The sequence below is a fragment of the Shewanella sp. HN-41 genome, from assembly GCF_000217915.1.
In the GTDB taxonomy this organism is placed as follows: domain Bacteria; phylum Pseudomonadota; class Gammaproteobacteria; order Enterobacterales; family Shewanellaceae; genus Shewanella.
On sequence record NZ_AFOZ01000015.1, the window covers coordinates 14,669 to 35,074 of the forward strand.

The 20,406-nt window shown below is 44.1% G+C and carries 14 protein-coding genes and 1 riboswitch; of the genes, 6 read left to right on the forward strand and 8 right to left on the reverse strand.

Annotated features, from left to right (window positions below; translation table 11 throughout):
- Window positions 1–242 precede the first annotated feature (242 nt).
- From SOHN41_RS05535 to SOHN41_RS05545, 3 genes are read left to right on the forward strand one after another with little or no spacing between them, the layout of a single operon-like run.
- Window positions 243–1,463, forward strand: coding sequence for an EAL and HDOD domain-containing protein (locus SOHN41_RS05535; RefSeq protein ID WP_007646431.1), 1,221 nt, complete (start codon window positions 243–245; stop codon window positions 1,461–1,463).
- 35 nt (window positions 1,464–1,498) lie between these two features.
- A complete protein-coding gene (locus tag SOHN41_RS05540; protein ID WP_007646432.1) occupies window positions 1,499–4,201 on the forward strand; it encodes a hybrid sensor histidine kinase/response regulator in 2,703 nt (900 codons plus the stop codon).
- Window positions 4,188–5,447, forward strand: coding sequence for a response regulator (locus SOHN41_RS05545; RefSeq protein WP_007646433.1), 1,260 nt, complete (start codon window positions 4,188–4,190; stop codon window positions 5,445–5,447). Before SOHN41_RS05540 ends, SOHN41_RS05545 begins: the two co-directional genes overlap by 14 nt.
- 131 nt (window positions 5,448–5,578) lie before the next feature.
- Here the strand turns inward: SOHN41_RS05545 and SOHN41_RS05550 are convergent, their stop codons facing one another.
- From SOHN41_RS05550 to SOHN41_RS05560, 3 genes are all read right to left on the reverse strand, one after another.
- On the reverse strand, window positions 5,579–6,877 hold the full coding sequence (locus SOHN41_RS05550) for a DEAD/DEAH box helicase (RefSeq protein WP_007646435.1): 1,299 nt from the start codon (window positions 6,875–6,877) through the stop codon (window positions 5,579–5,581).
- Between the two features lie 287 nt (window positions 6,878–7,164).
- Window positions 7,165–8,733, reverse strand: coding sequence for a methyl-accepting chemotaxis protein (locus SOHN41_RS05555; protein WP_007646437.1), 1,569 nt, complete (start codon window positions 8,731–8,733; stop codon window positions 7,165–7,167).
- A gap of 475 nt (window positions 8,734–9,208) precedes the next feature.
- Entirely contained in the window at window positions 9,209–11,023 is a 1,815-nt protein-coding gene (locus tag SOHN41_RS05560) for an aminopeptidase P family protein (RefSeq protein WP_007646438.1), read from the reverse strand.
- A gap of 361 nt (window positions 11,024–11,384) precedes the next feature.
- Here SOHN41_RS05560 and SOHN41_RS05565 point away from each other — a divergent pair, with 361 nt between their 5' ends.
- Complete coding sequence (locus SOHN41_RS05565) at window positions 11,385–12,170, forward strand: ROK family protein (protein ID WP_037458215.1); 786 nt, start codon at window positions 11,385–11,387, stop codon at window positions 12,168–12,170.
- A gap of 329 nt (window positions 12,171–12,499) precedes the next feature.
- A riboswitch (cyclic di-GMP riboswitch) is annotated at window positions 12,500–12,588 on the forward strand.
- Between the two features lie 113 nt (window positions 12,589–12,701).
- Entirely contained in the window at window positions 12,702–15,305 is a 2,604-nt protein-coding gene (locus SOHN41_RS05570) for a glycosyl hydrolase family 18 protein (RefSeq protein WP_007646441.1), read from the forward strand.
- Window positions 15,306–15,416: 111 nt separating this feature from the next.
- Here SOHN41_RS05570 and SOHN41_RS05575 read toward each other — a convergent pair whose 3' ends face one another.
- The gene (locus SOHN41_RS05575; protein ID WP_007646442.1) at window positions 15,417–15,887 is read right to left on the reverse strand and encodes an FKBP-type peptidyl-prolyl cis-trans isomerase; all 471 of its coding nucleotides are present in this window, start codon (window positions 15,885–15,887) and stop codon (window positions 15,417–15,419) included.
- Between the two features lie 225 nt (window positions 15,888–16,112).
- Between SOHN41_RS05575 and SOHN41_RS05580 the strand changes: the two genes are divergently transcribed.
- On the forward strand, window positions 16,113–17,456 hold the full coding sequence (locus SOHN41_RS05580) for a short-chain fatty acid transporter (protein WP_007646444.1): 1,344 nt from the start codon (window positions 16,113–16,115) through the stop codon (window positions 17,454–17,456).
- Between the two features lie 72 nt (window positions 17,457–17,528).
- Here SOHN41_RS05580 and SOHN41_RS05585 read toward each other — a convergent pair whose 3' ends face one another.
- The 4 genes from SOHN41_RS05585 to SOHN41_RS05600 all read right to left on the reverse strand — a co-directional run bounded on the left by SOHN41_RS05585 (window position 17,529) and on the right by SOHN41_RS05600 (window position 20,372).
- A complete protein-coding gene (locus SOHN41_RS05585) occupies window positions 17,529–17,972 on the reverse strand; it encodes an Sbal_3080 family lipoprotein (RefSeq protein WP_037458218.1) in 444 nt (147 codons plus the stop codon).
- A gap of 107 nt (window positions 17,973–18,079) precedes the next feature.
- Entirely contained in the window at window positions 18,080–18,568 is a 489-nt protein-coding gene (locus SOHN41_RS05590; protein WP_007646446.1) for a DUF1294 domain-containing protein, read from the reverse strand.
- Window positions 18,569–18,631: 63 nt separating this feature from the next.
- Window positions 18,632–19,825, reverse strand: a complete 1,194-nt coding sequence (locus SOHN41_RS05595; RefSeq protein WP_007646448.1) for a DUF418 domain-containing protein — start codon at window positions 19,823–19,825, stop codon at window positions 18,632–18,634.
- A 109-nt stretch (window positions 19,826–19,934) separates the two neighbouring features.
- Window positions 19,935–20,372 carry a nucleoside deaminase gene (locus tag SOHN41_RS05600; protein WP_007646450.1) on the reverse strand — a complete coding sequence of 146 codons (438 nt, stop codon included), beginning with the start codon at window positions 20,370–20,372 and terminating at the stop codon, window positions 19,935–19,937.
- Between the last annotated feature and the right edge of the window lie 34 nt (window positions 20,373–20,406).

Below are 20,406 nucleotides of genomic sequence, written 5' to 3' on the forward strand. Positions count from 1 at the left end.
ATTGCGGCGGGGTTAGTTTAACAAAGCAGACGTTAAATCGATAATGATTCTTGCGAATCGATTAGCCCCGTGACAATTAAGAGCAGTTTTAGTACAGAGCAACTTTATTCTTAAGACCTATATACTCATACTCGCTCGAAAGTACGGTTGAAAGATAGGGTTCCTAGGACTAGACTAAAAATATTAAAGGACTGCTTCACTCTAACGATAAATTTAAGTGACAATAATGGAAGAGGTAAACTATGCGCTTTTATATGGCAAGGCAACCTATATTGAATAGGAAAAAACATGTTGTTGCTTATGAGTTGCTTTTTAGAAATAGTCGAGAAAATAGTTTTCCACAGGGCGTTGCTGATAAAGTCGCTACAGCGAAACTACTCATAAATAGTTATTTAAATATGGATTTAGAGGAATTAACTGAAGGTAAGCCCGCACTAGTTAACTTTCCCACTCATTTCTTGAGTAAACATCTATTGTATATGCAGCCATACAAGAATATTGTCGTTGAAATATTGGAGACAGTTAGTCCAAGTGAGGAAAATTTCTGTATAATTAAAGAGTTATTTAATATTGGATATTATCTGGCTTTGGACGATTTTGTGTATTCTCCCCAATGGGAACGTTTTTTGCCTTTCTTCAAGCTGATCAAGATTGACATAATTGCGACACCTTTGGGTAGTGTTTCCCATTTAATTCCTATGTTTAAGAGATATAACTTAAAATTGCTTGCGGAAAAAGTCGAAACATTAGATGAGTTTAAGCTAGCGGAATCCCTAGGTTTTGATTACTTTCAAGGATATTTTTTTTGTAAACCAGAGATAATGGAAGGAAAGGAGATAGGTGCTACCCAGTATTCTATAATGTCAATTTACAATGAAATAATTAAACCTGAGTTTAGCTTTCATAAGTTGGAAAGGTTTTTTTCACAGGATTTAGATCTTACTTATAAGCTACTGAAGTTTGTCAATTCAAGCCAGTTTAAACATGCAAAAGAATTTACATCAATAAAACAGACAATGGTTTTTTTGGGAGAAAATAAACTTCGTAAATTTGTTAGTCTTATTATTTTGGCTGAACTCAACCCAAATAAGCCGGCAGTATTGATTCATAACACTATGATAAGAGCAAGGTTATGTGAAGAGTTAGTGTCCTTAATGGGTTACCCATCCTTGATTGAGTCGGCTTTTCTCACAGGATTGTTATCTACTTTGGATGCTATTTTAGATAAACCTATGGCAAGAGCACTAGAACAACTTCCTCTTGATCGGCAAATAAAATGTGCTCTACTTAAAAATGAAGGATACTTAGCACATTGCTTACAGCTTGCACTGGCTTATATGGAGGGAGATTGGGGGTCTGTCGATTATTTCACTGACACCTATAAAATTGATCCCGATAGACTGATTTCAAGGTGTGACAGGGTTTACAGTTGGTTGAGACAGTATCAAAGCTCTGTTCAATAGTGGTAAAAGTAAACTAACCATAAGGATATTGGTGTATGAGTATTGTGGATTTGAACGGGTTTAATTCTTGCGCATTTATGCTATCACCTAAGGGAGAGTGGTTGGGTGAGAATCATGCATTTTCAATTGATACGTTTTTTTCCTGTTCCAAAAAAATACTGTGCGCTCATTTTAATACCTTGAAATATAACTTATTTCCAGATGAAGATCTGATAGTAAATGGATGTCATATAAGATTTAAAATACTAGAGGCGACAACTAAAGATATCATTGTATTTTGTAGTGTTATAAATGACTTTCAAATGGAACGTCAATTTAAATATAATCAATTTGAAAGTTTAGATGTTGCTAATTTTGATGGCTATCATCGACGACCTGTTTGTTCTGATGCATTTATTCTTATAAATAAATGGGGTCGTATTGAATCAATGAATGAGGTGTTTGAGTCCATATTTTCTTATTTGAATTGTGAGTGTTATACAGGTAAGCCATTTTTTACATTAATTAGTGATATTGTGAATCGTGAGTTTAAGGCTCTTAATAGGTCCCCTTTAAAAGTGCTTAAATGGTTTGATTTTAAACTTGAAAAAAATAAGCGGATTAAGTTTATATTCAAAAATGAGTCTGGATTGCTCCTTGAATATAGAGATGTTATTTTTGTCGATGGGAGTCGATTTGGTCTACTGATCTCTCAATCTGAGAGAGGTAAGCGCGAGGAAGCGCTAAAACAGGAATGTTCAACACTCGCGCAACTCAATAAACATCAGAGTGACTTTATTGCAACTCTTGGCCATGAAATTAGGACACCATTAAATGCGGTATTAGGTTTAATTGAACTCAGCTTGGGCAGTGTCAGGGCACAAGACAGAGCATTACTATCTATAGCATTTAGTACATCTAAACAAGTTTTGTCCCTTGCTAACAATATGTTGAATTACAAAAAATGGAGCGAAAATAAGTTAGAGATTACCCGTAATGTCGTAGATATAAGAAAGCTAGCAGAATCTATTATTGATGCATTCAGTGTTCAAACGGATAAAAAAGGGATTGTGTTAGATTTTTATATGCCATTAAGCTTTAGAAATAAGATAATCTGTGATGAAGTAAAAATGAGTCAGATTATCTATAATTTAATTTCCAATGCAATTAAGTTTTCTGATAAAAGCAATGCCTCTGTCTTACTGATTATTGATGTTTTGGAAAAGGAATTTGATAGTGTTAAATTAAAGTTTTCAGTTGTTGATAATGGTATTGGTTTAACCGAAGATGAACAGTTGCGAGTGTTTGATAAATATGAGCAAGTATCATCTAATACTTTCAATCAACATCATGGTATTGGCCTGGGGTTATATATAAACAACAATTTATGTAATTCTATGGGGGCAGAACTTAAGGTTGTTAGTAAACTGGGTGAAGGTAGTATTTTCTATTTTGTGCTAGAATTTATGTTGGATGATGAAAATATTAACGAGGTGGGTGATACTACATATGACTCTGAAAAAACTAGTTTAGTTAAAGTTTATACTAATAGCGCTTTATTCTATAAGTCTGTAAGTCGATATTCAAAAGAACTTAATTTTGAAATATTATATTTTCCGAGTAATGAAATAACTCATGCTAGTGTTGCTGATGGAATGTTTTTTATTGATTTAACTCAGAGTGATATTATATCGATAGATGAGTTTTTGACTCAATTATCGCCCCTAAGTGAATGTATTGTTGAATTGAGGAAAATGTCATTAACTAAACCCTATTTAGATGGTGAGATAATGTTGTATCCACCGCTTAAGATACAGCAAGTTATTGACTTTGTTAATGTTAAAAGTTGCTTACATAGCATAGATGAGAAGAGCATAGGGGATGCTGATTATAATGGTATCAGCGTATTGGTTATTGATGACTGCCAAGAAAACTTATTTGTTATTGAAAAACAACTGCTATCTTTGGGTGTGAAAGCGACATGTGTACAAGATCCTATACAAGCCATTGAACTTTTTAAAGTTAATAAGTTTAATGTCGTCATTTCAGATGTGGTGATGCCAACTATATATGGTGTCGATTTAGTGAGTGTCATTAGAGATATTGAACATTATAGAGAGTTAACACCATCGATTATTATTATGTTGACGGCAGAACATGGTGACGACTGTAGAGATGAATGTTTGCAAGCCGGTGCCAATAGGGTGCAAGTGAAACCCTTAGCCTTAAACGAATTGGTGGGGCTTTTGGATGACGTTAAGGCCATTTTTCCTCACCATACAAAGGACCATTTTGTTATGGTTGGCAGCGATAATAATATCGAAGAGGATGACTTTGTTTGTTTTGATGAGCATGATGTAGAACGGTGTGAGGTGACACCGCAGTCACCGTCTACGGCGCAGTTGGTCAACTTCTCAGAGATATATAAGTTTGTTGGCGAAGATGTTAGTGATGAAGAGTTAGAGACATTTTTAGAGCAATATTATAGTAATTTAATCGTAAAACGTGAAGCACTAAAATTGGCAATAATGGAGAATGATTTTCTGAGGATCAGCACCATTAGCCATACGCTTAAAAGTAATTCTCTTTTTGTTGGGGCTAAAAAACTCAATTTATCTTGTCAAGAATTAGAGAATATTTCACGTGATGACTCGGTTGATTACAATACACTATTAGATTGTTGGCAAGAAGTGGATGATGATTTGTTTACTTTGACGGAGTTTTTTATGCAGAGGAGTAATCAGAGTGGACAGAGTTAATTTTGAGCATATAGTTCTCTATACGAACGATCAAGAAAATGACAGATTGTTGATCAGTGTCCTGATACGCCATTTTTCTCGTATTCATGTCATTAAATCGAATGCCGAACTTATTGAACAGATAAAACAATCAACACCTAAAGTTATTTTGGTTGCGGCCGAAACTTTGCAAGAAACCTTGCTCGTTTATTATGAAGCTATTGAGGCATTACAGGCTGTAGACATCTGCGAACACGCCGTTGTTTCCCTTATTCCAAAACATCAGGAGAAAGAAGCGTACGAAGCTTATCGCAGTGGGATAATTAATGATTACTTAATCGCTAGGCCCATGTATGAAATACATAGGGCAATTATTATATGTACACATTTATTGAGAGAGATAGGGCTAAAGGGTAAATACAGAAAAGTTGAAGAATTTGTCAATGTGCAAGAGAATTACTCTACGCACATAAAAGAGATAGTTTTGAGAGGGGCTCAGAGAAAGAAAGATTTAGAACATGATTTTGAGTTGAGCTTAGAGGAGATAGATAAGTCTTTAGATAAGGCTGAGTCGCATCTTGTAAATAATAAAGCTGCCGAGTTAGACGTGGCATCATTAAAAAAAATATTATCTTTCATTCGCTCTAATGAGATTCGACCTGCACTGTTGAAATTACAAAGTAAAGCATTGCACTTACTCGAGCTTGTTGTTACTGACGTGTCAAATGTTGCATCAGTTGCAGAAACCCCTTTACCAGAAGAGGAGGAGGTAGTGGCCACACATAAAAACACTTCTCCGGTTTCTGACACTAAATATACCTATAATAGATTATATTCCGAATCAAAAACTGCGACTACATCACCACAGGCAATTGAAATTCCGATAGTCCCAAAGATGTTAATTGTGGAAGATGATCATATTAGTTTGAATCTTACTATTATGCTTCTTAGAACCTATGCTATAGAACTTGATACATCCCTATCGGGACGTATGGCATTAGATTTGTTGTCGAAGAAAAAATATGACGTTATTTTAATGGATATAAATCTTCCTGATACCAATGGGTTTTATATTATAAATCATGTAAATAAAACTAATGGGATAAATTCAAACACACCTATTGTCATGTTGACAGGTAATAAAAACAAATCATCTGTTCAGCAAGCTGTAGCCGCTGGCGCAAAAGGCTATATTATTAAGCCACTATATAAGGAGTCGATAGTGAAACTTTTTCGAAAATACGATATTCCATTGCATTTACGTTGATATAATATTCAGACAATGAATTTCATCATTTTAGCGGCAGTAGAATAAAAAAGCGTCCACCTTCGGACGCTTTTATATATATATATTTTAGTTTAATTCAACAACGCTGCGGTTTAAGTTTATCTCACATATCACTTTAGCTTGTTAGCTTTACTTGGCTGGCCGACTTTGACTTTGACGCGGCGGCCCTGCATATTTTTTTCCGCGATAACCTGTGCGCCAACGTTGTCGGTTCTTTGTTGCTTTTTGGCAAAACTGCGACGGGTTTGCAGTTGTTTTAAGAGCAGCTCGCGGCTACCAACTTCATAACCTGGGACAGTGACACGACGAATTTGCTGGCCGATAAGTTTTTCGATATCTGCCAATGTGCGCTCTTCTTCGCGGCTAACGAATGAAATGGCGACACCGGTTTTTCCTGCACGGCCAGTTCGACCGATCCGGTGAACATAGTCTTCGGCGAGGAAAGGTAAGTCGTAGTTGACAACATACTCTAGGCTTGGAATATCTAAACCGCGGGCGGCAACTTCGGTCGCGACTAATACGCGAACTTTGCCTGCAACAAATTCGCGCAGCGCGCGGCGACGGCTACCTTGTGCCTTTTCACCATGCACCACTTCAGAGGGAATGCCATCTAAATTTAATTCTTTGACTAAAGTATCCGCGGCTTCGCGTGTCGCAGTAAATACCAATACTTGTTGCCAGTTTTTCTTACCGATAAGCTCAGATAACAGTTCACGTTTACGGCGTTGTTCAACCGGATAAACTACTTGGCTGACGGTATCGGCGGTGGTGTTTTGCTTATCGACGCTGATCACCTGCGGTTTGACCATCATATCGTTGGCGAGTTTCTTCACGGCACTCGAGAAAGTAGCCGAGAATAACAGGTTTTGACGCTTCTTATTGACCGCTTGGAGGATCTTTTGGATATCGGCGCTAAAGCCCATATCCAACATACGGTCGGCTTCGTCGAGCACTAAAAAGTCGACGTTCGACAGACTTAAATTACAGGCGGTAAGATGCTCGAGTAAACGACCTGGCGTGGCAACGATTACATCGGCGCCGCGTTTCAGCTTTTGCGCTTGAGTCTCGACTTTTACGCCGCCGTAAATAGTTAACACGCTGAAGTTTAAGTATTTGCAGTAAGCCGTAACGTTGTCAGCGACTTGAGCCGCAAGCTCACGGGTCGGGGTAAGGATCAATACGCGGGCATTCGACTTTAACGTTTCGCTTGGATTTTCAACCATCTTTTGCAGGATCGGCAGCGCAAAGGCGGCAGTCTTACCCGTACCGGTTTGGGCACTGGCTAAGACATCTTGGCCGCGGCGGATAGCAGGTATCGCTTGCTGCTGAATAGGCGTCATTTGTTGATAACCGCAATCTGAGATAGCGCGCAAAATCTCGGGGGAAAAACTAAAAGATTCAAATCTCATTTTGGATTCCTATCATTCACTTATTCAAACATTCAAGCCCCAAGTTTTGCTCTGCCACGCAGGGGGCGACATCACATTTGGTTTGCTCATTCTTCCACACAGATTTATAAGAAAAATGGCGGGCGCGGAGTATAGCAAAATTTTAGGTTAAAACCTGTACTTTTTAACCCTGTCTGCGCTTTATACCGACTTGGCGCCCCAATTCCTCAGTCGAACAAGGTATTGGGCGCCTTTAAACGACGCTTTGCAAGAACCCGCATTTGAGGTTGTTTGATTATTTCTACGCCCTAGCCAAAGGCTCTACGTAACCCCTGCGCCTTCTGGGCATTGTGTTTTAGGTGATTGGCAGCTTCACCAATTTGATGGGTTGCGGTGAGGTTTTCACTGCTAGTCTGGCTGATGGAGTGGATATTACTGGTGATCTCATTGACCACTTGGCGCTGCTGATCGGCGGCAACGGCGTTTTGCTGGGCAAAGGTGTGGATTTCACTGACCTCTTGGTAGATGGTGTTGACGTTATTGGCGGATGCTTGAATATCATTGGCGCAGAGTTCGGCGTGTTGGCGGCTCTGCTCCATTTCCTTGGCCCAGGCATTTAACATGTTAAACATCTTATCGACACTCTGGGAAATGCTGTTTGTCGACAGTTGGGTGCGACTCGAGAGGGCGCGAACCTCATCGGCAACGACGGCAAATCCTCTGCCTTGTTCACCTGCGCGGGCGGCTTCAATGGCGGCATTGAGTGCGAGTAGATTCGTTTGTTCGGCGATAGAATCAATTTCGCCCATGGCATTGGCTACCCGTTCTGCTTCCCGATTCAATTGATGGGCATTGTTAGCTGCATCGGCAACGGATTTCGCTAATAACTCAATCTGTTGAGTGTTGGCCTTCATATTGGCGCTACTTTTCAGGCAGAGATCGTAAGCGGTGTTGATGCTGGTCGATGTCAGGTGGGTATTTTGTGCGACTTCGGCGATGGTGGCACTCATTTCTTCCATCGCACTGGCGAGTTGTTCTAGCTGGTTTTTCTCTTGATCTAGGCTGACATAGGTCTGCTCAGTGGTGATGACTAATTGGTCGGCTATGGTATGTAGATGATTGGCTTGATCTTGGGTTCGACCGAGTACACCATTCATTTTGGCCTGTAGCATGATCAGTTGGAAATCAAGGATGGATGAGGTATCGGCACCGGAATAAATGTAACGACTGATAGAGTCGTATTCTTGCTGCATCTGCAACAGTTGAGTCGGGATGCGAAAGGCTTCATCGTAGAATATCGCCAAGTTGAGTCCCATAAGAATCGCCCCTGCGATGATCACGCCCCATCCCCAAAAATAACCCGCGATCAGTAATCCCGTGAAAGCAACAATAGCTGAGACAAAGCGTTTTTGCATCAAACTTAAGGGTTTAGGTATGGATTTGTTCTGCTTAAGCCTTTGGTATATATCGGTTGCTTTAGTCACGTAGGCCGCTTTAGGCTGAATACGTACCGATTGATATCCTACGATAGTGCCGTTTTCGAATAGGGGTGATACAAAGGCATCTACCCAATAAAAGTCACCGTTTTTACAGCGATTTTTCACCACACCGCGCCAGGATTGACCGGATTTAAGCTTTTCCCACATTTCTTTAAAAGCGGCACTGGGCATATCGGGATGACGCACCACATTGTGGGGAGCCCCCAGCAGTTCTTGGGCACTATAGCCGGAAATGCTGATAAAGCGATCATTCACATAAGTGATGATACCGCGGGTATCTGTGGTGGAGATCAGTTCGTCTTGTGCGGTTAAACGGATTTCTTGTTCTGCTTGCCCCATATGTGAGGGGCGATTTCCGATGAAGTTACTCTGGCTCATTTAGTGTGTCCATTCAGGGCCGATACGACGTTTAGGGTAAATGTAACTGGTAAAACGGGTGCCAGCTCTCATTGGGGTCGGCTTATTGTGTGATAATGGTATCATTCTTGTGGGGTTATTGGAGAGGGATTTCTAGCTTTAACCCCAATAAAAGTAATGATTTTTAAATTTTGTAAGTTTCTACAAATATTGCATTTTTAATTCGCTTTCAAACGAGTGTTTATCCTGTGAAAAGGCAAATTTCAGTGTTTTGTATCAGGTCTGTTTTTAGCTTATGACGGGCTAAAGTTGTTATAGGTTAATAAGCCTAAATAGTGGCAGGAGCTTAGGTGAAAAACATCAGCCTGACTATTGGACTTATGTCGTGATTGAGCTTGCAGAACTGTAAATTAATCGGCGGGATCCAGCCTTGAAGCTGCTCTTAATAAAAAGCCCAAGCGTTGGCCTGGGCTTTAGTGTTTGCTGCCGATTAACGTTAGATGGCTTTTGTCGCCTGTGTTAACCACTTGAGTTCATCGCCCGACATCAGGGGCGCCAGAGTATTGAATACCTTACTATGGTAGTGATTAAACCAGTCAATTTCGCCTTGGGTTAACAGGCTCTTATCGATAAGACGTGCATCCATAGGGATCATTGTCAGTGCATCGAACTCATACATTTCACGCTCGGCACCTTTAAGTGCTTCACAGGGCTGCACTACCACTAAGTTCTCTAAGCGGATCCCAAAACTCTGTGCACGGTAATACCCCGGCTCGTTGGAGAGCACCATGCCGGGCATCAGCGCGATACCGTTGATATTTTTACCTATGCGCTGCGGGCCTTCATGCACACTTAAAAAGTGACCTACGCCATGGCCTGTGCCGTGGTCGTAATCAAATCCATGTTGCCATAAATATTGGCGGGCGAATGCGTCGAGCTGCTGCCCTGAAGTGCCTTTAGGGAAGCGAGCCTGGTCCAGCGCGATATGGCCTTTTAGCACCAGTGTGACCATTTTTTTATGTTCATCGGTTACTTTGCCAATCGCTATGGTACGGGTCACATCCGTGGTGCCATCAATGTATTGCGCGCCAGAATCGACTAGATAGATGCTGTCCATCGTCATCATCGCTGGGGTGCCGTTATTGTGATTATAATGGCACATGGCGGCATTGGGGCCCGCGGCTGAAATGGTATCGAAACTTGGCTCGCGGTAACGCTCATCTTCTAGGCGAAAACTTTCCAATTTATCCGCAAGGGAGCCTTCATCGTGCATACGATTTGCCGCGACCTCGGCATCAAGCCATGCGAGAAAACGGCTCACAGCGACGCCATCACGGATATGGCAGGCACGCATTCCGGCAAGTTCAGCAGGGTTTTTCTGCGCCTTAGGCAAAGCGACTGGATCGATTCCGGCAATTAACTTAGCGCCGGCTTCACGGGCGATATTTTGTGCCCAAGCGTTGGCAGAATTAGGATCGGCAAGCAGTTTCACCCCCTGCAAACTTGCCAAGGTATCGGCAAGAGAGGCTTCGCTCTTAAAGCTCACGCCTGCACCAACGTGTTCCTCAATGCCCTCTGGGAGTTTGCTTAAATCGGTAAAGAGCTGCATATCGCCATTGGCGTGGAGCAACGCACTACCCAATACAACCGGTAGACGTGGCACATCGTTACCACGGATATTGAGCAGCCAGCAAAAAGAGTCTAAGGCGGCGATCAGCGCGACATCGGCGCCGGCTTTTTTAACTAGCGCGCCAATTTCGGTACGCTTTTGCAGGCTGGTTTTACCCGCGCTTTCGTTACTAAATAAAGTGATAGCTGCGTTCGATGGTGTAGGTCTATTTTGCCAATGCTTATCAATGGGATTCTGTTCGACGGCAACCAGTTCAATTTGGGCTTTTGCAAGCGTGGCTTTGGCGTTTTCAAACCAAGCTAAAGTATGCAATCTTGCATCGAAGCCAACGCGGGAGCCTGCGGCTAGCGTGTCACATAACCACTCTATTTGTGGGGTGTCGGTTAGGCTTTCGTAGCTAAAAAGGTTAGCCTCCACCTGCAAACGCACTTGCACCGTATAGCGGCCGTCGGTAAAGATAGCGGCCTTGTCCTTTAAGACAATGGCCATGCCCGCTGAACCAGTAAAATCCGTTGCCCAGTACAGACGCTCGTTGTGCTCTGGTACATATTCGCCCAAATATTCATCGGCGCGGGGGATGATAAAGGCATCTAAATTGGTGCTTGCGAGTTCGCTACGAATGGCGGCAAGACGGTTAGCAATCTTATTAGGCGGTATGGATTGTGACGATAGTGACGACATAGGGACTCCCAATATTGGCATTGGCTACTGACGTAGGCGGCCAAATTATAATGCGTAATGCTGGCGAAAAGGATGCAAATTGGTGGCGATTATCGCAAGCTCAACGACTAAGATGCAAGGGGATGGAATAAAGGATTTTGTATACAATTTTGTTTTTTAAGCATCACTTTGCGATAACAAGGGGAGTGATCTTAGGCTAATTCTCAAATTGAAATGTTATCTTTGTCACTCAGTTATTCCGACTAATTCTTACAAATTAGCTACTTAAGTTTTATTCAATCGCTAATATTGACCCATTATGCTAACATTCGCCATCTCCGCTCGGGGTCAGAGGGGAGCACATGTATCAGTGGAGTTGGCGATGCAAACATTAACAATAGACGTGGGCGGTAGCAAAGCCCTGTTCGAACTTCAACTCAAGGGGCATACAGAACAATATAAAATCCCCACAGGTGAAGGTTTTAAAATTGAAGAGTTAAATAATCAAATCGCAGCCCTAGAACGGGATTACGATTTACAGAATTACCAATTAGCGATAGCCGTACCTGGACTCGTACAACATAATCGTTTGGTCTCCTGTAAATCATTACCCGGTCTCAACGGCTTAAGTTTTGACACAGTAAAAACCCAAGGCGCGCTTAAGCTTATCTGCAACGATATTGACGCCGGCATGCAAGCGACCTGCGATGCAAAATATGCCTGTGAGTTGTTGGTGATGTGTGGCACTGGGATTGGTATGTCAATTGCCTTTAACGGCAAGGTGTTTACTGGCGCATCCGGTGTGGCGGGGGAGCTTGGCCATTGCCGCGTGATGACCGAATCCGGTGAGTTTAGCTTAGAGCAACTGGCCAGTGGTGATTCAGTGCGTAGTCGCAAAATTTCCACTCAGGATGATTTGTATCGTGCGGGCAGTTACCTTGGAATGGGGTTGGCGTGGGCGGTTAATTTATTTAACCCCAATCGCATCTGGTTAGCGGGTGGCATGATGAACAGCGCTCCCTACTACAAGGGCTGTCTCGAAAGCTTAAAGCAAATGGCATTGAGTGCGCCCCTAGTCGAGATGAAAATCCATCGGGTCGATGATATGGAAACCTTAGTTTGTCGTGGGTTATCCGTGATCCTTGCGAGGGACTTTTCACCAGCCTAGGCATAGACGTTAGTTTCGCGTTTGATAAACCACAGAGTGGGGCAGTCTATTGTTATCATTTTGCTGTGATACATAGGCTGCCTTTTTTAGGTTATTTTTTGAGATTATTTTCGTTAGTCTTTGTGCTGCCGCCGCCTATTTCGTGAATGATGTAATTTTTTATTGTAGTTAAAACAGCTAATTAAAATATCCCTCCGCGATTAATCACTTTAGATAGTGACGTTGAAATCACATTAATTTATCGGTACGACATTCCATTTGTTAATATTTGGTTGCAATTTTAATCAATGTGCGTTTATGCTGATTACCGTAATGACAACGTTGTCATTATGTGTAAAAGGCAAACCAGTTGAAAAACTGGGACGCAAAGCCTCCGGTCTAAGGGCTCGTCCGTACCTATGATAGCGGGGATACCACAGGTTTTTCTTCGTGCAATGATCAGTCGTTTTGCATGGTCTTAAGAGAGTGTTGTTTCCTGTCTAAGCTTTGTTTGCCTTATTGATGCATATCAACATTCAATAGGGATATCTCATGTTCAAGACTCAAATTTCAACATCAGCCTTGCTGGTGGCATCGGCGCTGGCATCTACCGTGAGCGTTGGTGCATTTGCCGCAGTACCCGGTAAACCGACTATCGGTTGGGGCGAAACCAAGTTTGCTATTATCGAAGTTAATCAATCAGCTACAGCTTATAATCAGTTAGTGACTGTCAAAGATGCCGCCGATGTGTCCGTCAGTTGGAACCTTTGGAGTGGCGATGTAGGCAATAAGGCCCAAGTGCTACTCAACGGTAATCTGGCTTGGGAAGGCGCATCTGGGGCTTCGGGCACCGCTAACTTTAAGGTGAATAAGGGCGGCCGTTATCAGATGCAAGTGCAGTTGTGTAACAGCGAAGGTTGTACCGCCAGTGATGCCAAAGAGATCTTTGTCGCCGATACCGATGGTAGCCATTTAGTACCGCTCAATGCTCCCCTACAGGAGAACAATCGTCCCTACGCGAATAAATCCGGTAAGGTCGTGGGCAGTTACTTTGTCGAATGGGGCGTATACGGCCGTAAGTTCCCGGTCGATAAAATTCCAGCACAAAACTTAACCCACATTTTATATGGCTTTACCCCTATCTGTGGTGGCGATGGCATCAACGACAGCTTGAAAGAAATCGAAGGCAGTTTCCAAGCGCTGCAACGTGCTTGTAGCGGTCGCGCCGATTTTAAAGTCGCTATCCACGATCCTTGGGCCGCGGTCCAAATGCCGCAGGCGGGTGTGAGCGATTATTCCGATCCCTACAAGGGTAACTTTGGCCAATTGATGGCACTGAAGCAAGCACATCCCGAACTGAAAATTTTGCCTTCGGTTGGTGGCTGGACGCTATCCGATCCCTTCTTCTTTTTGGGCGATAAAACTAAGCGCGATACCTTTGTCGCGTCGGTGAAGGAATTCCTGCAGACGTGGAAGTTCTTCGATGGTGTAGACATTGACTGGGAATTCCCCGGTGGCAGTGGTGCAAATCCAAACTTAGGCAATGCCAATGACGGTGAAACCTATGTGACACTGATGCGTGAACTGCGTGCCATGCTCGATGAGCTAAGCGCCGAGACGGGTCGTACCTATGAGCTGACTTCTGCTATCAGTGCGGGTGGCGACAAGATTGCTAAAGTCGACTATCAGGCCGCCCAGCAGTATATGGATTACATCTTTTTGATGAGTTACGACTTCAATGGCGGTTGGACCAACACTGAACTCGGTCATCAAACTAATCTTTATGAGGCGAGCTGGGATCCCGATACTCGCTACACCACAGACAAGGGCGTTAAAGCTCTGTTAGGTCAAGGTGTGACCCCAGGGAAAATTGTGGTCGGTACCGCTATGTACGGCCGCGGCTGGACCGGCGTCAATGGCTACAGTGGCGATAATCCCTTCACGGGCACAGCAACGGGTAAAGTGAAAGGCACATGGGAAGCTGGCGTAGTGGATTATCGCCAGATAGTGAACGATTACATGGGCAGCGGGTGGACTTACAGTTACGATGAAACGGCCGAGGCGCCATCACTGTTCAAGGCGTCGACTGGTGATTTAATCACCTTCGATGACGCTCGTTCAGTTAAAGCCAAGGGCCAATATGTGCTCTCTAATCAACTTGGTGGACTCTTTGCGTGGGAAATTGATGCCGATAACGGCGATATCCTCAATGCCATGCACGAAGGTTTAGGTCATGGTGAAGGCACGACGCCACCGGTGAATAAAGCGCCGATTGCCAATGCGGGCGCAGATGTCACTGTCACAGGCCCAAGCGATGTGGTGCTCAATGGCACTGGCTCGCGGGATCCTGAGAATGGCGTGTTGACGTATCTTTGGACCCAAGTCTCTGGCCCAACCATTGCCATCGCGAACGCGGATAAGGCGAATGCGACGATTCAACTGGGGGCAGCGCAAACCGATGTTGCCTATGGTTTTAGCCTTAAGGTCACTGATCCTGAAGGATTATCTGCCACAGATTCAGTGACAGTGACCAATAAGGCAGACACCCCTAACCAAGCACCTGTGGTGAGTGTGGCTGCCACTGCAACAGTGGAAGCGGGTAAAACCGTCAGCATAGTGGCGAGCGCCTCCGATGCCGACGGTGATGCCTTAACCTATGTTTGGACCGTGCCCGCTGGCATTTCGGCAACGGGACAAAATAGTGCCACCTTAGTGGTCACTGGGCCCAATGTCACCGAGGCGACCAGTTATGGTTTGAGTGTGCTGGTTTCCGATGGTGCCTTAGATGCGAGCGCATCGACTAATCTCACCGTGACACCAAAAGTGGTCGGTGGTTGCGATGCAACCGATCCCAATGCCGGTAACTATCCCGCTTGGCAAGCCAGCATCATTTACAACACGGGCGATACTGTGAGCCACAGTGAGCTGGTATGGAAAGCTAAGTACTGGACGCAGGGCAATACGCCATCTCGCACCGCTGATCAATGGCAGCTACTCAGCCAAGTTGATCTCGGTTGGGATGCGGGTGTGGCATATAACGGCGGTCAAACTACTCGCTATAACGGTCGTATGTGGAAGGCGAGTTACTGGACCAAGGGTGATGTTCCTGGCGTTGCGGCGGTATGGGTTGATATTGGCGCGGCAAGCTGTCCTTAATCATTTAACTTACTGATGTTATATGATTAAAAAAGCCCTGCGGTAATGCAGGGCTTTTTATTGATTAGATTTTTTGCTTGATGTTTTTAGGCTGGCTGATTGGAGACGGATTTAGTCAATCTTAAGCAGTTCGACATCAAAAATGAGTACTGAACCACCGCCAATCTTACCCGTGCTGCGGTTGCCGTAGGCGAGATCGCTCGGGATAAAGAAACGATATTTATCGCCAACGACCATCAGTTGCACGCCCTCGGTCCAACCTTTAATCACGCGATTAAGCGGAAATGCGATAGGTTCGCCGCGATCAACCGAACTATCAAACACAGTACCGTCGATCAAAGTGCCATGGTAATGCACAGTCACAGTATCGCTGGCTTTAGGATGAACTGTGCCATCGCCTTGAGTTAACACTTGATATTGCAAACCCGAAGCTGTGGTGATCACACCTTCTTTGGTTTTGTTTTGGGTTAAAAATTCATTGCCTAAACGGATATTCTCTTGGGCGGCTTTCTGGCCGTTCATCGAGGTAAAAAAGTAAAAAATCACCCCAGCTATCACCACAATGGCAAGTAACATTTTCATATAAAGAGCACCTTAAGTTAGTTTCGACCATGTTATCAGTTTTTTAGCTTGTGATGCTATCGGCACCCGCATGGGCGTTGAGCTGGATATCTGGTGCTACCACTTTAGGCCGTTAAAAATCCCCTCAAGACTTTATCCCACTTTAGAGATCGCTTAACCTGTGTGTTCAAGACTCAATAAAAATTCAATAAAAACTAGAATTTAGATAATAAACAAGGAAAGTCTATGTTAACCAAAGCGGCAAAACCTCTGGTCAAGCTCGTCGATCGATATCTACCCGATCCCTATATTTTCGTGCTCCTACTCACCTTAGTCGTCTTAGTCGCAGCTATGGTCGCCGAACACAAAACTCCGCTGGAAGTCATCAATTATTGGGGGGATGGCTTTTGGACCCTGTTAAGTTTTTCGATGCAGATGCTGTTAGTGCTGGTGGCGGGATTTATGCTGGCAAGCTCACCGCCGATTAAAAAGTTGCTCGATGCGATTGCGGGGTTCGCTAAGTCGGCACCACAAGCCATTATTTTAGTGACTCTGGTCTCACTGGCCGCCAGTTGGATTAACTGGGGATTCGGGCTCGTGGTCGGCGCGTTATTTGCCAAAGCCTTAGCTCGCAAAGTGAAAGTGGATTATCGGCTGCTGGTCGCCAGTGCCTATTCAGGCTTTGTGGTTTGGCATGGCGGCCTTGCGGGTTCTATTCCATTAACCATAGCGACGGCGGGGCATTTCACTGAATCCCAAATTGGTATTATACCTACCAGTGAAACCATTTTTGCGAACTTTAACTTACTGTTAGTGGCGGTTTTATTTGTGGTTATCCCCCTAGTGAATCGTTTTATGTTGCCGGAGGAAAAGGACTGCATCTATGTGGATCCTAAGGTGCTTAATGAAGCGGGTGCCGAAAATGTCCCTTTAATGTTGGATGGGGACAGTGGTAAGGATAATTCGAATCGTCCCGCGGATAAGCTTGAAAATAGCCGCTTACTCGGCTGGAGTGTCGGTGGCGCAGGGCTGGTATACCTAGGCTATTACTTTTGGGTACAGGGCGGCAGCTTAAATCTCAACTTAGTGAACTTCTTATTTCTGTTCCTCGCCATAGTGTTACATCAAACGCCACGCAGCCTATTAACCAGCTTGAATGAGGCGATTAAGGGCGGCGCAGGCATAGTGATCCAATTCCCCTTTTACGCTGGCATTATGGCGGTGATGGTGCAATCGGGTTTAGCCCAGAGTATTTCGGAAGGTTTTGTGGCCATAGCCAGTGCCGATAGCCTGCCATTTTGGAGCTTTATCAGTGCGGGAATTGTGAATATCTTTGTGCCATCGGGTGGCGGTCAATGGGCCGTGCAGGCACCGATTATGTTACCCGCAGCGCAGGCCTTGGGTGCCGATGTAGCGCGTGTTGCCATGGCCGTTGCCTGGGGCGATGCGTGGACAAATCTTATCCAGCCGTTCTGGGCACTGCCTGTACTGGCGATCGCAGGCTTAAAAGCGCGGGATATTATGGGCTTTTGTTTAATGCAGCTGATGATCACCGGCGTGATTATCAGTATCGCGTTGAGCTGGTTTTAAAGGCAATAAATAGTGTAATACTAAACAGGGTAATTCTATGATTACCCTGTTTTCAGTTAAGGTTTTAATTTATTAATCGTTTGAACTATTTACTTTTTTTGTCGCTTCATCTGCGGTGATTTGACCAAATAGAGCTGACATCATATAGCTAATGCGATTCGCAGCATTACCAAACTTACTCGGGTTTGCAGTATAGGGTACTTGAAACTTAACACTGCCAACCCTTTGGCCATTTTGAAATGCGTTAATTTCAGCGCTTTTTAAATACAATGCTAAGTCCCAAGCCCAATTACCTTCATATTCTAATGTGAGTTTATTTAAATCATGTTTAGAACCATCAGACTGCACAGCGTAGGTGTAATTGTTTGCTTTTAGCCATGTTTCCATTGTTTCTTGGAAGCCGTCACGTGTTTCTTTGTCTTTAATAATGACTATTTCTACATTGTGAGTATCTGTTTCTATTGGTTTTGCTGTATAGCGAGGCGCAGCGCAACCCGATAGTACTGCGATACCCAAAACTGCAACTAAAAATTTTTTTCATAATTTAACCTTTTGTTTTTATATTGAAATAAGTTAAAGCGTTTTAGTGACGAACTTTAGATTTTTATAGAATCCACTGTTTGCTAGATAAACAGATCCATAGCGCCGGCTTGTATGCCATACCCCAGTACGGCTAGGTTGGCGACAACTGTGAGCCAGAAGACGTTTCTAAATGAGGCTTTAACGGATTTATGCCTTAGTAGGTTTTGGGCAAAGAGAGCACCGGGCCAGCCGCCCATCAGGGCGAGCAGATGTAAAGTGCTTTCTTTTGTGCGCCATCTACCGCCTTTGGCGGCGGATTTATCGATAGCATAGGCGATAAAGGTCAGCAGGCTCAGCGTGAGGTATATACCCACAATGCCAACAGGCAGCATATGTTGTTGGGCTGCGCCTATTAATCCCGCAAGAAAAATCACCACCAATAACAGTGGCATAAGACTGGAGCCTGACGCTGCGGCATTGGATTTTTGACTGCGGCTTTTGGGGCGGCTCTTCTGTATGCGATTGGTTTGAGCACGATTTGTTTGAGGTGAAGCCTTGCTGCCCGTTTTGGCTGACTTTGTGTTTGTCATTCTCTTGTCTCTATCCCTTGTCTCTATCTCGTGTCAGTGTTTGAAGGCTTACCTGTGCTCTTGTTATGCCACATATTTTTTAAACGCGAGGTGGCGCCAAAGTTTTTCTAGCGGCCCTTGCTCTAAATAGCGTAAGTACAGGCCAGCGAGTAGCAGTTGCACCACTGAATAAATGAGCGCCATAACCATATATCCCCCTCTGTCTAGGCTCAATAGCAATTCGGGGGTGAGGTACCTAAACACCAATACGCCAACGATGGATTGCAGAATATAGAGGCTAAACGCGAGTTTGCCGACATTTTGCAATGCTGTCAGCCTCTTTGGATTGTTTTGGCATAATTTTACTATGATATGGATATAAATCAGCGCCATAGGGATGGCGCTTAGCATGATTAGCACATCTGCAAATACGACTAGAGTGGCGTTTTCTGTAAAGCCTAGGCCGGTATCGAGTAGCGATAGTGTCACGCTTGCGAGTATTAACTTTAGCAGTTCAGGCTTGGTAAACCCCCGCTCAAACGTTCCCTGCTGGTATAGCGCCATGCCGAGTAACATCAAGCCCGCGGTAAACCACATCAAAGTAAGAGGGATCACCAGCGCCATATAGCCCACTTGCAGCAAGTGCAATAGCAGCTGATCTATATAGCCTGAGGTCCATGCCGTATATTGCTGGGCAAATAGATTCGATTCGCGGGTAAAAGGTTCATCGCTGCCCGTTAGGCCAATCAGTGTGATGATGACTAAGGCGCTTAAAATAAAAATATTCGCTTTGCGCTTAAGGGCATCAATGCTTAACTCTTTGTAACACAACGCTAAAAATCCACTTATCCCGTAGGTGAATAAGATATCACCTGGCCAAATGATAATACCGTGAATAAGGCCAAATACTATCAGCCAGCGTAAACGTGAGCGTAGTAGGGGATAGGCGTTTAAGCCTTTGGCACTAAATCGCTGATATTGGATGAAAAGTCCGACACCAAATAAGATGGAAAACAAACTGATAAAGCGAGCTTCGATAAAAAAATTACTCAAGATTTCGATAACGCGGTCCAATAGCGGCTGAGTTTCATGGGGTGCATAGCCATAAAAAGTAATGCCCATAAAATAGATATTCATAAAAAATATCCCCAACACGGCTAAGCCGCGAATGGCATCGATATTGGCGTTACGCTGGATGGGTATGGCTCGAATAACTTGTGTTTTAGTTAACTCAGATGGAGTCGTCCATGGATCCTGGGGGGAGTTTTCGCTTGGCACGTTAGCCGAGTTCCTTTCGCTATTAAGTCTGTTGGCTTTAAATTTGAGGGCTAGCCTAGCAGGGGGTGACCCTCAATGAAATAGGGGCAATAACAAAGTGAAAGACGCGTTATTCGCCGATATCTTCGTTCCAAAGCTCGGGATTACTGGCGATAAAATCCAGCATCAGTTGTTTACATTCGGCGTTATCGACCACAGTGACATCCACACCGCGGGATTTGACATAGGCTTCTGGCCCTTGAAAGGTGGTGTTTTCACCGACGATCACTTTAGGTATGCCATAGAGCAATACTGCGCCGCTGCACATGTCGCAGGGTGATAGGGTCGAATACAGGGTCGCTCTTTGGTACTCGGCTGCGGTGAATCGACCGGCATTTTCGAGACAGTCCATTTCGGCATGCAATACTGAGCTGCCTTTTTGCACTCGTTTATTGTGACCTCGACCGACAATCTTGCCATCAATAACCAGTACCGAACCAATGGGAATGCCGCCCTCGGCGAGTCCCTGCTTGGCTTCTTCAATGGCCGCTGCTAAAAATTCATCCATCTTAGTATTCCCCTTAGGCTGTGTCGTCTTTAGC

What these genes read in the sequence shown, in the direction of transcription:
- SOHN41_RS05565 (WP_037458215.1), top strand. Translation starts at nt 11,385, where the DNA reads ATGCAAACATTAACAATAGACGTGGGCGGTAGCAAAGCCCTGTTCGAA.
- SOHN41_RS05570 (WP_007646441.1), top strand. Translation starts at nt 12,702, where the DNA reads ATGTTCAAGACTCAAATTTCAACATCAGCCTTGCTGGTGGCATCGGCG.
- SOHN41_RS05600 (WP_007646450.1), bottom strand. Translation starts at nt 20,372, where the DNA reads ATGGATGAATTTTTAGCAGCGGCCATTGAAGAAGCCAAGCAGGGACTC.
- SOHN41_RS05560 (WP_007646438.1), bottom strand. Translation starts at nt 11,023, where the DNA reads ATGTCGTCACTATCGTCACAATCCATACCGCCTAATAAGATTGCTAAC.
- SOHN41_RS05540 (WP_007646432.1), top strand. Translation starts at nt 1,499, where the DNA reads ATGAGTATTGTGGATTTGAACGGGTTTAATTCTTGCGCATTTATGCTA.
- SOHN41_RS05590 (WP_007646446.1), bottom strand. Translation starts at nt 18,568, where the DNA reads ATGACAAACACAAAGTCAGCCAAAACGGGCAGCAAGGCTTCACCTCAA.
- SOHN41_RS05550 (WP_007646435.1), bottom strand. Translation starts at nt 6,877, where the DNA reads ATGAGATTTGAATCTTTTAGTTTTTCCCCCGAGATTTTGCGCGCTATC.
- SOHN41_RS05580 (WP_007646444.1), top strand. Translation starts at nt 16,113, where the DNA reads ATGTTAACCAAAGCGGCAAAACCTCTGGTCAAGCTCGTCGATCGATAT.
- SOHN41_RS05555 (WP_007646437.1), bottom strand. Translation starts at nt 8,733, where the DNA reads ATGAGCCAGAGTAACTTCATCGGAAATCGCCCCTCACATATGGGGCAA.
- SOHN41_RS05575 (WP_007646442.1), bottom strand. Translation starts at nt 15,887, where the DNA reads ATGAAAATGTTACTTGCCATTGTGGTGATAGCTGGGGTGATTTTTTAC.
- SOHN41_RS05535 (WP_007646431.1), top strand. Translation starts at nt 243, where the DNA reads ATGCGCTTTTATATGGCAAGGCAACCTATATTGAATAGGAAAAAACAT.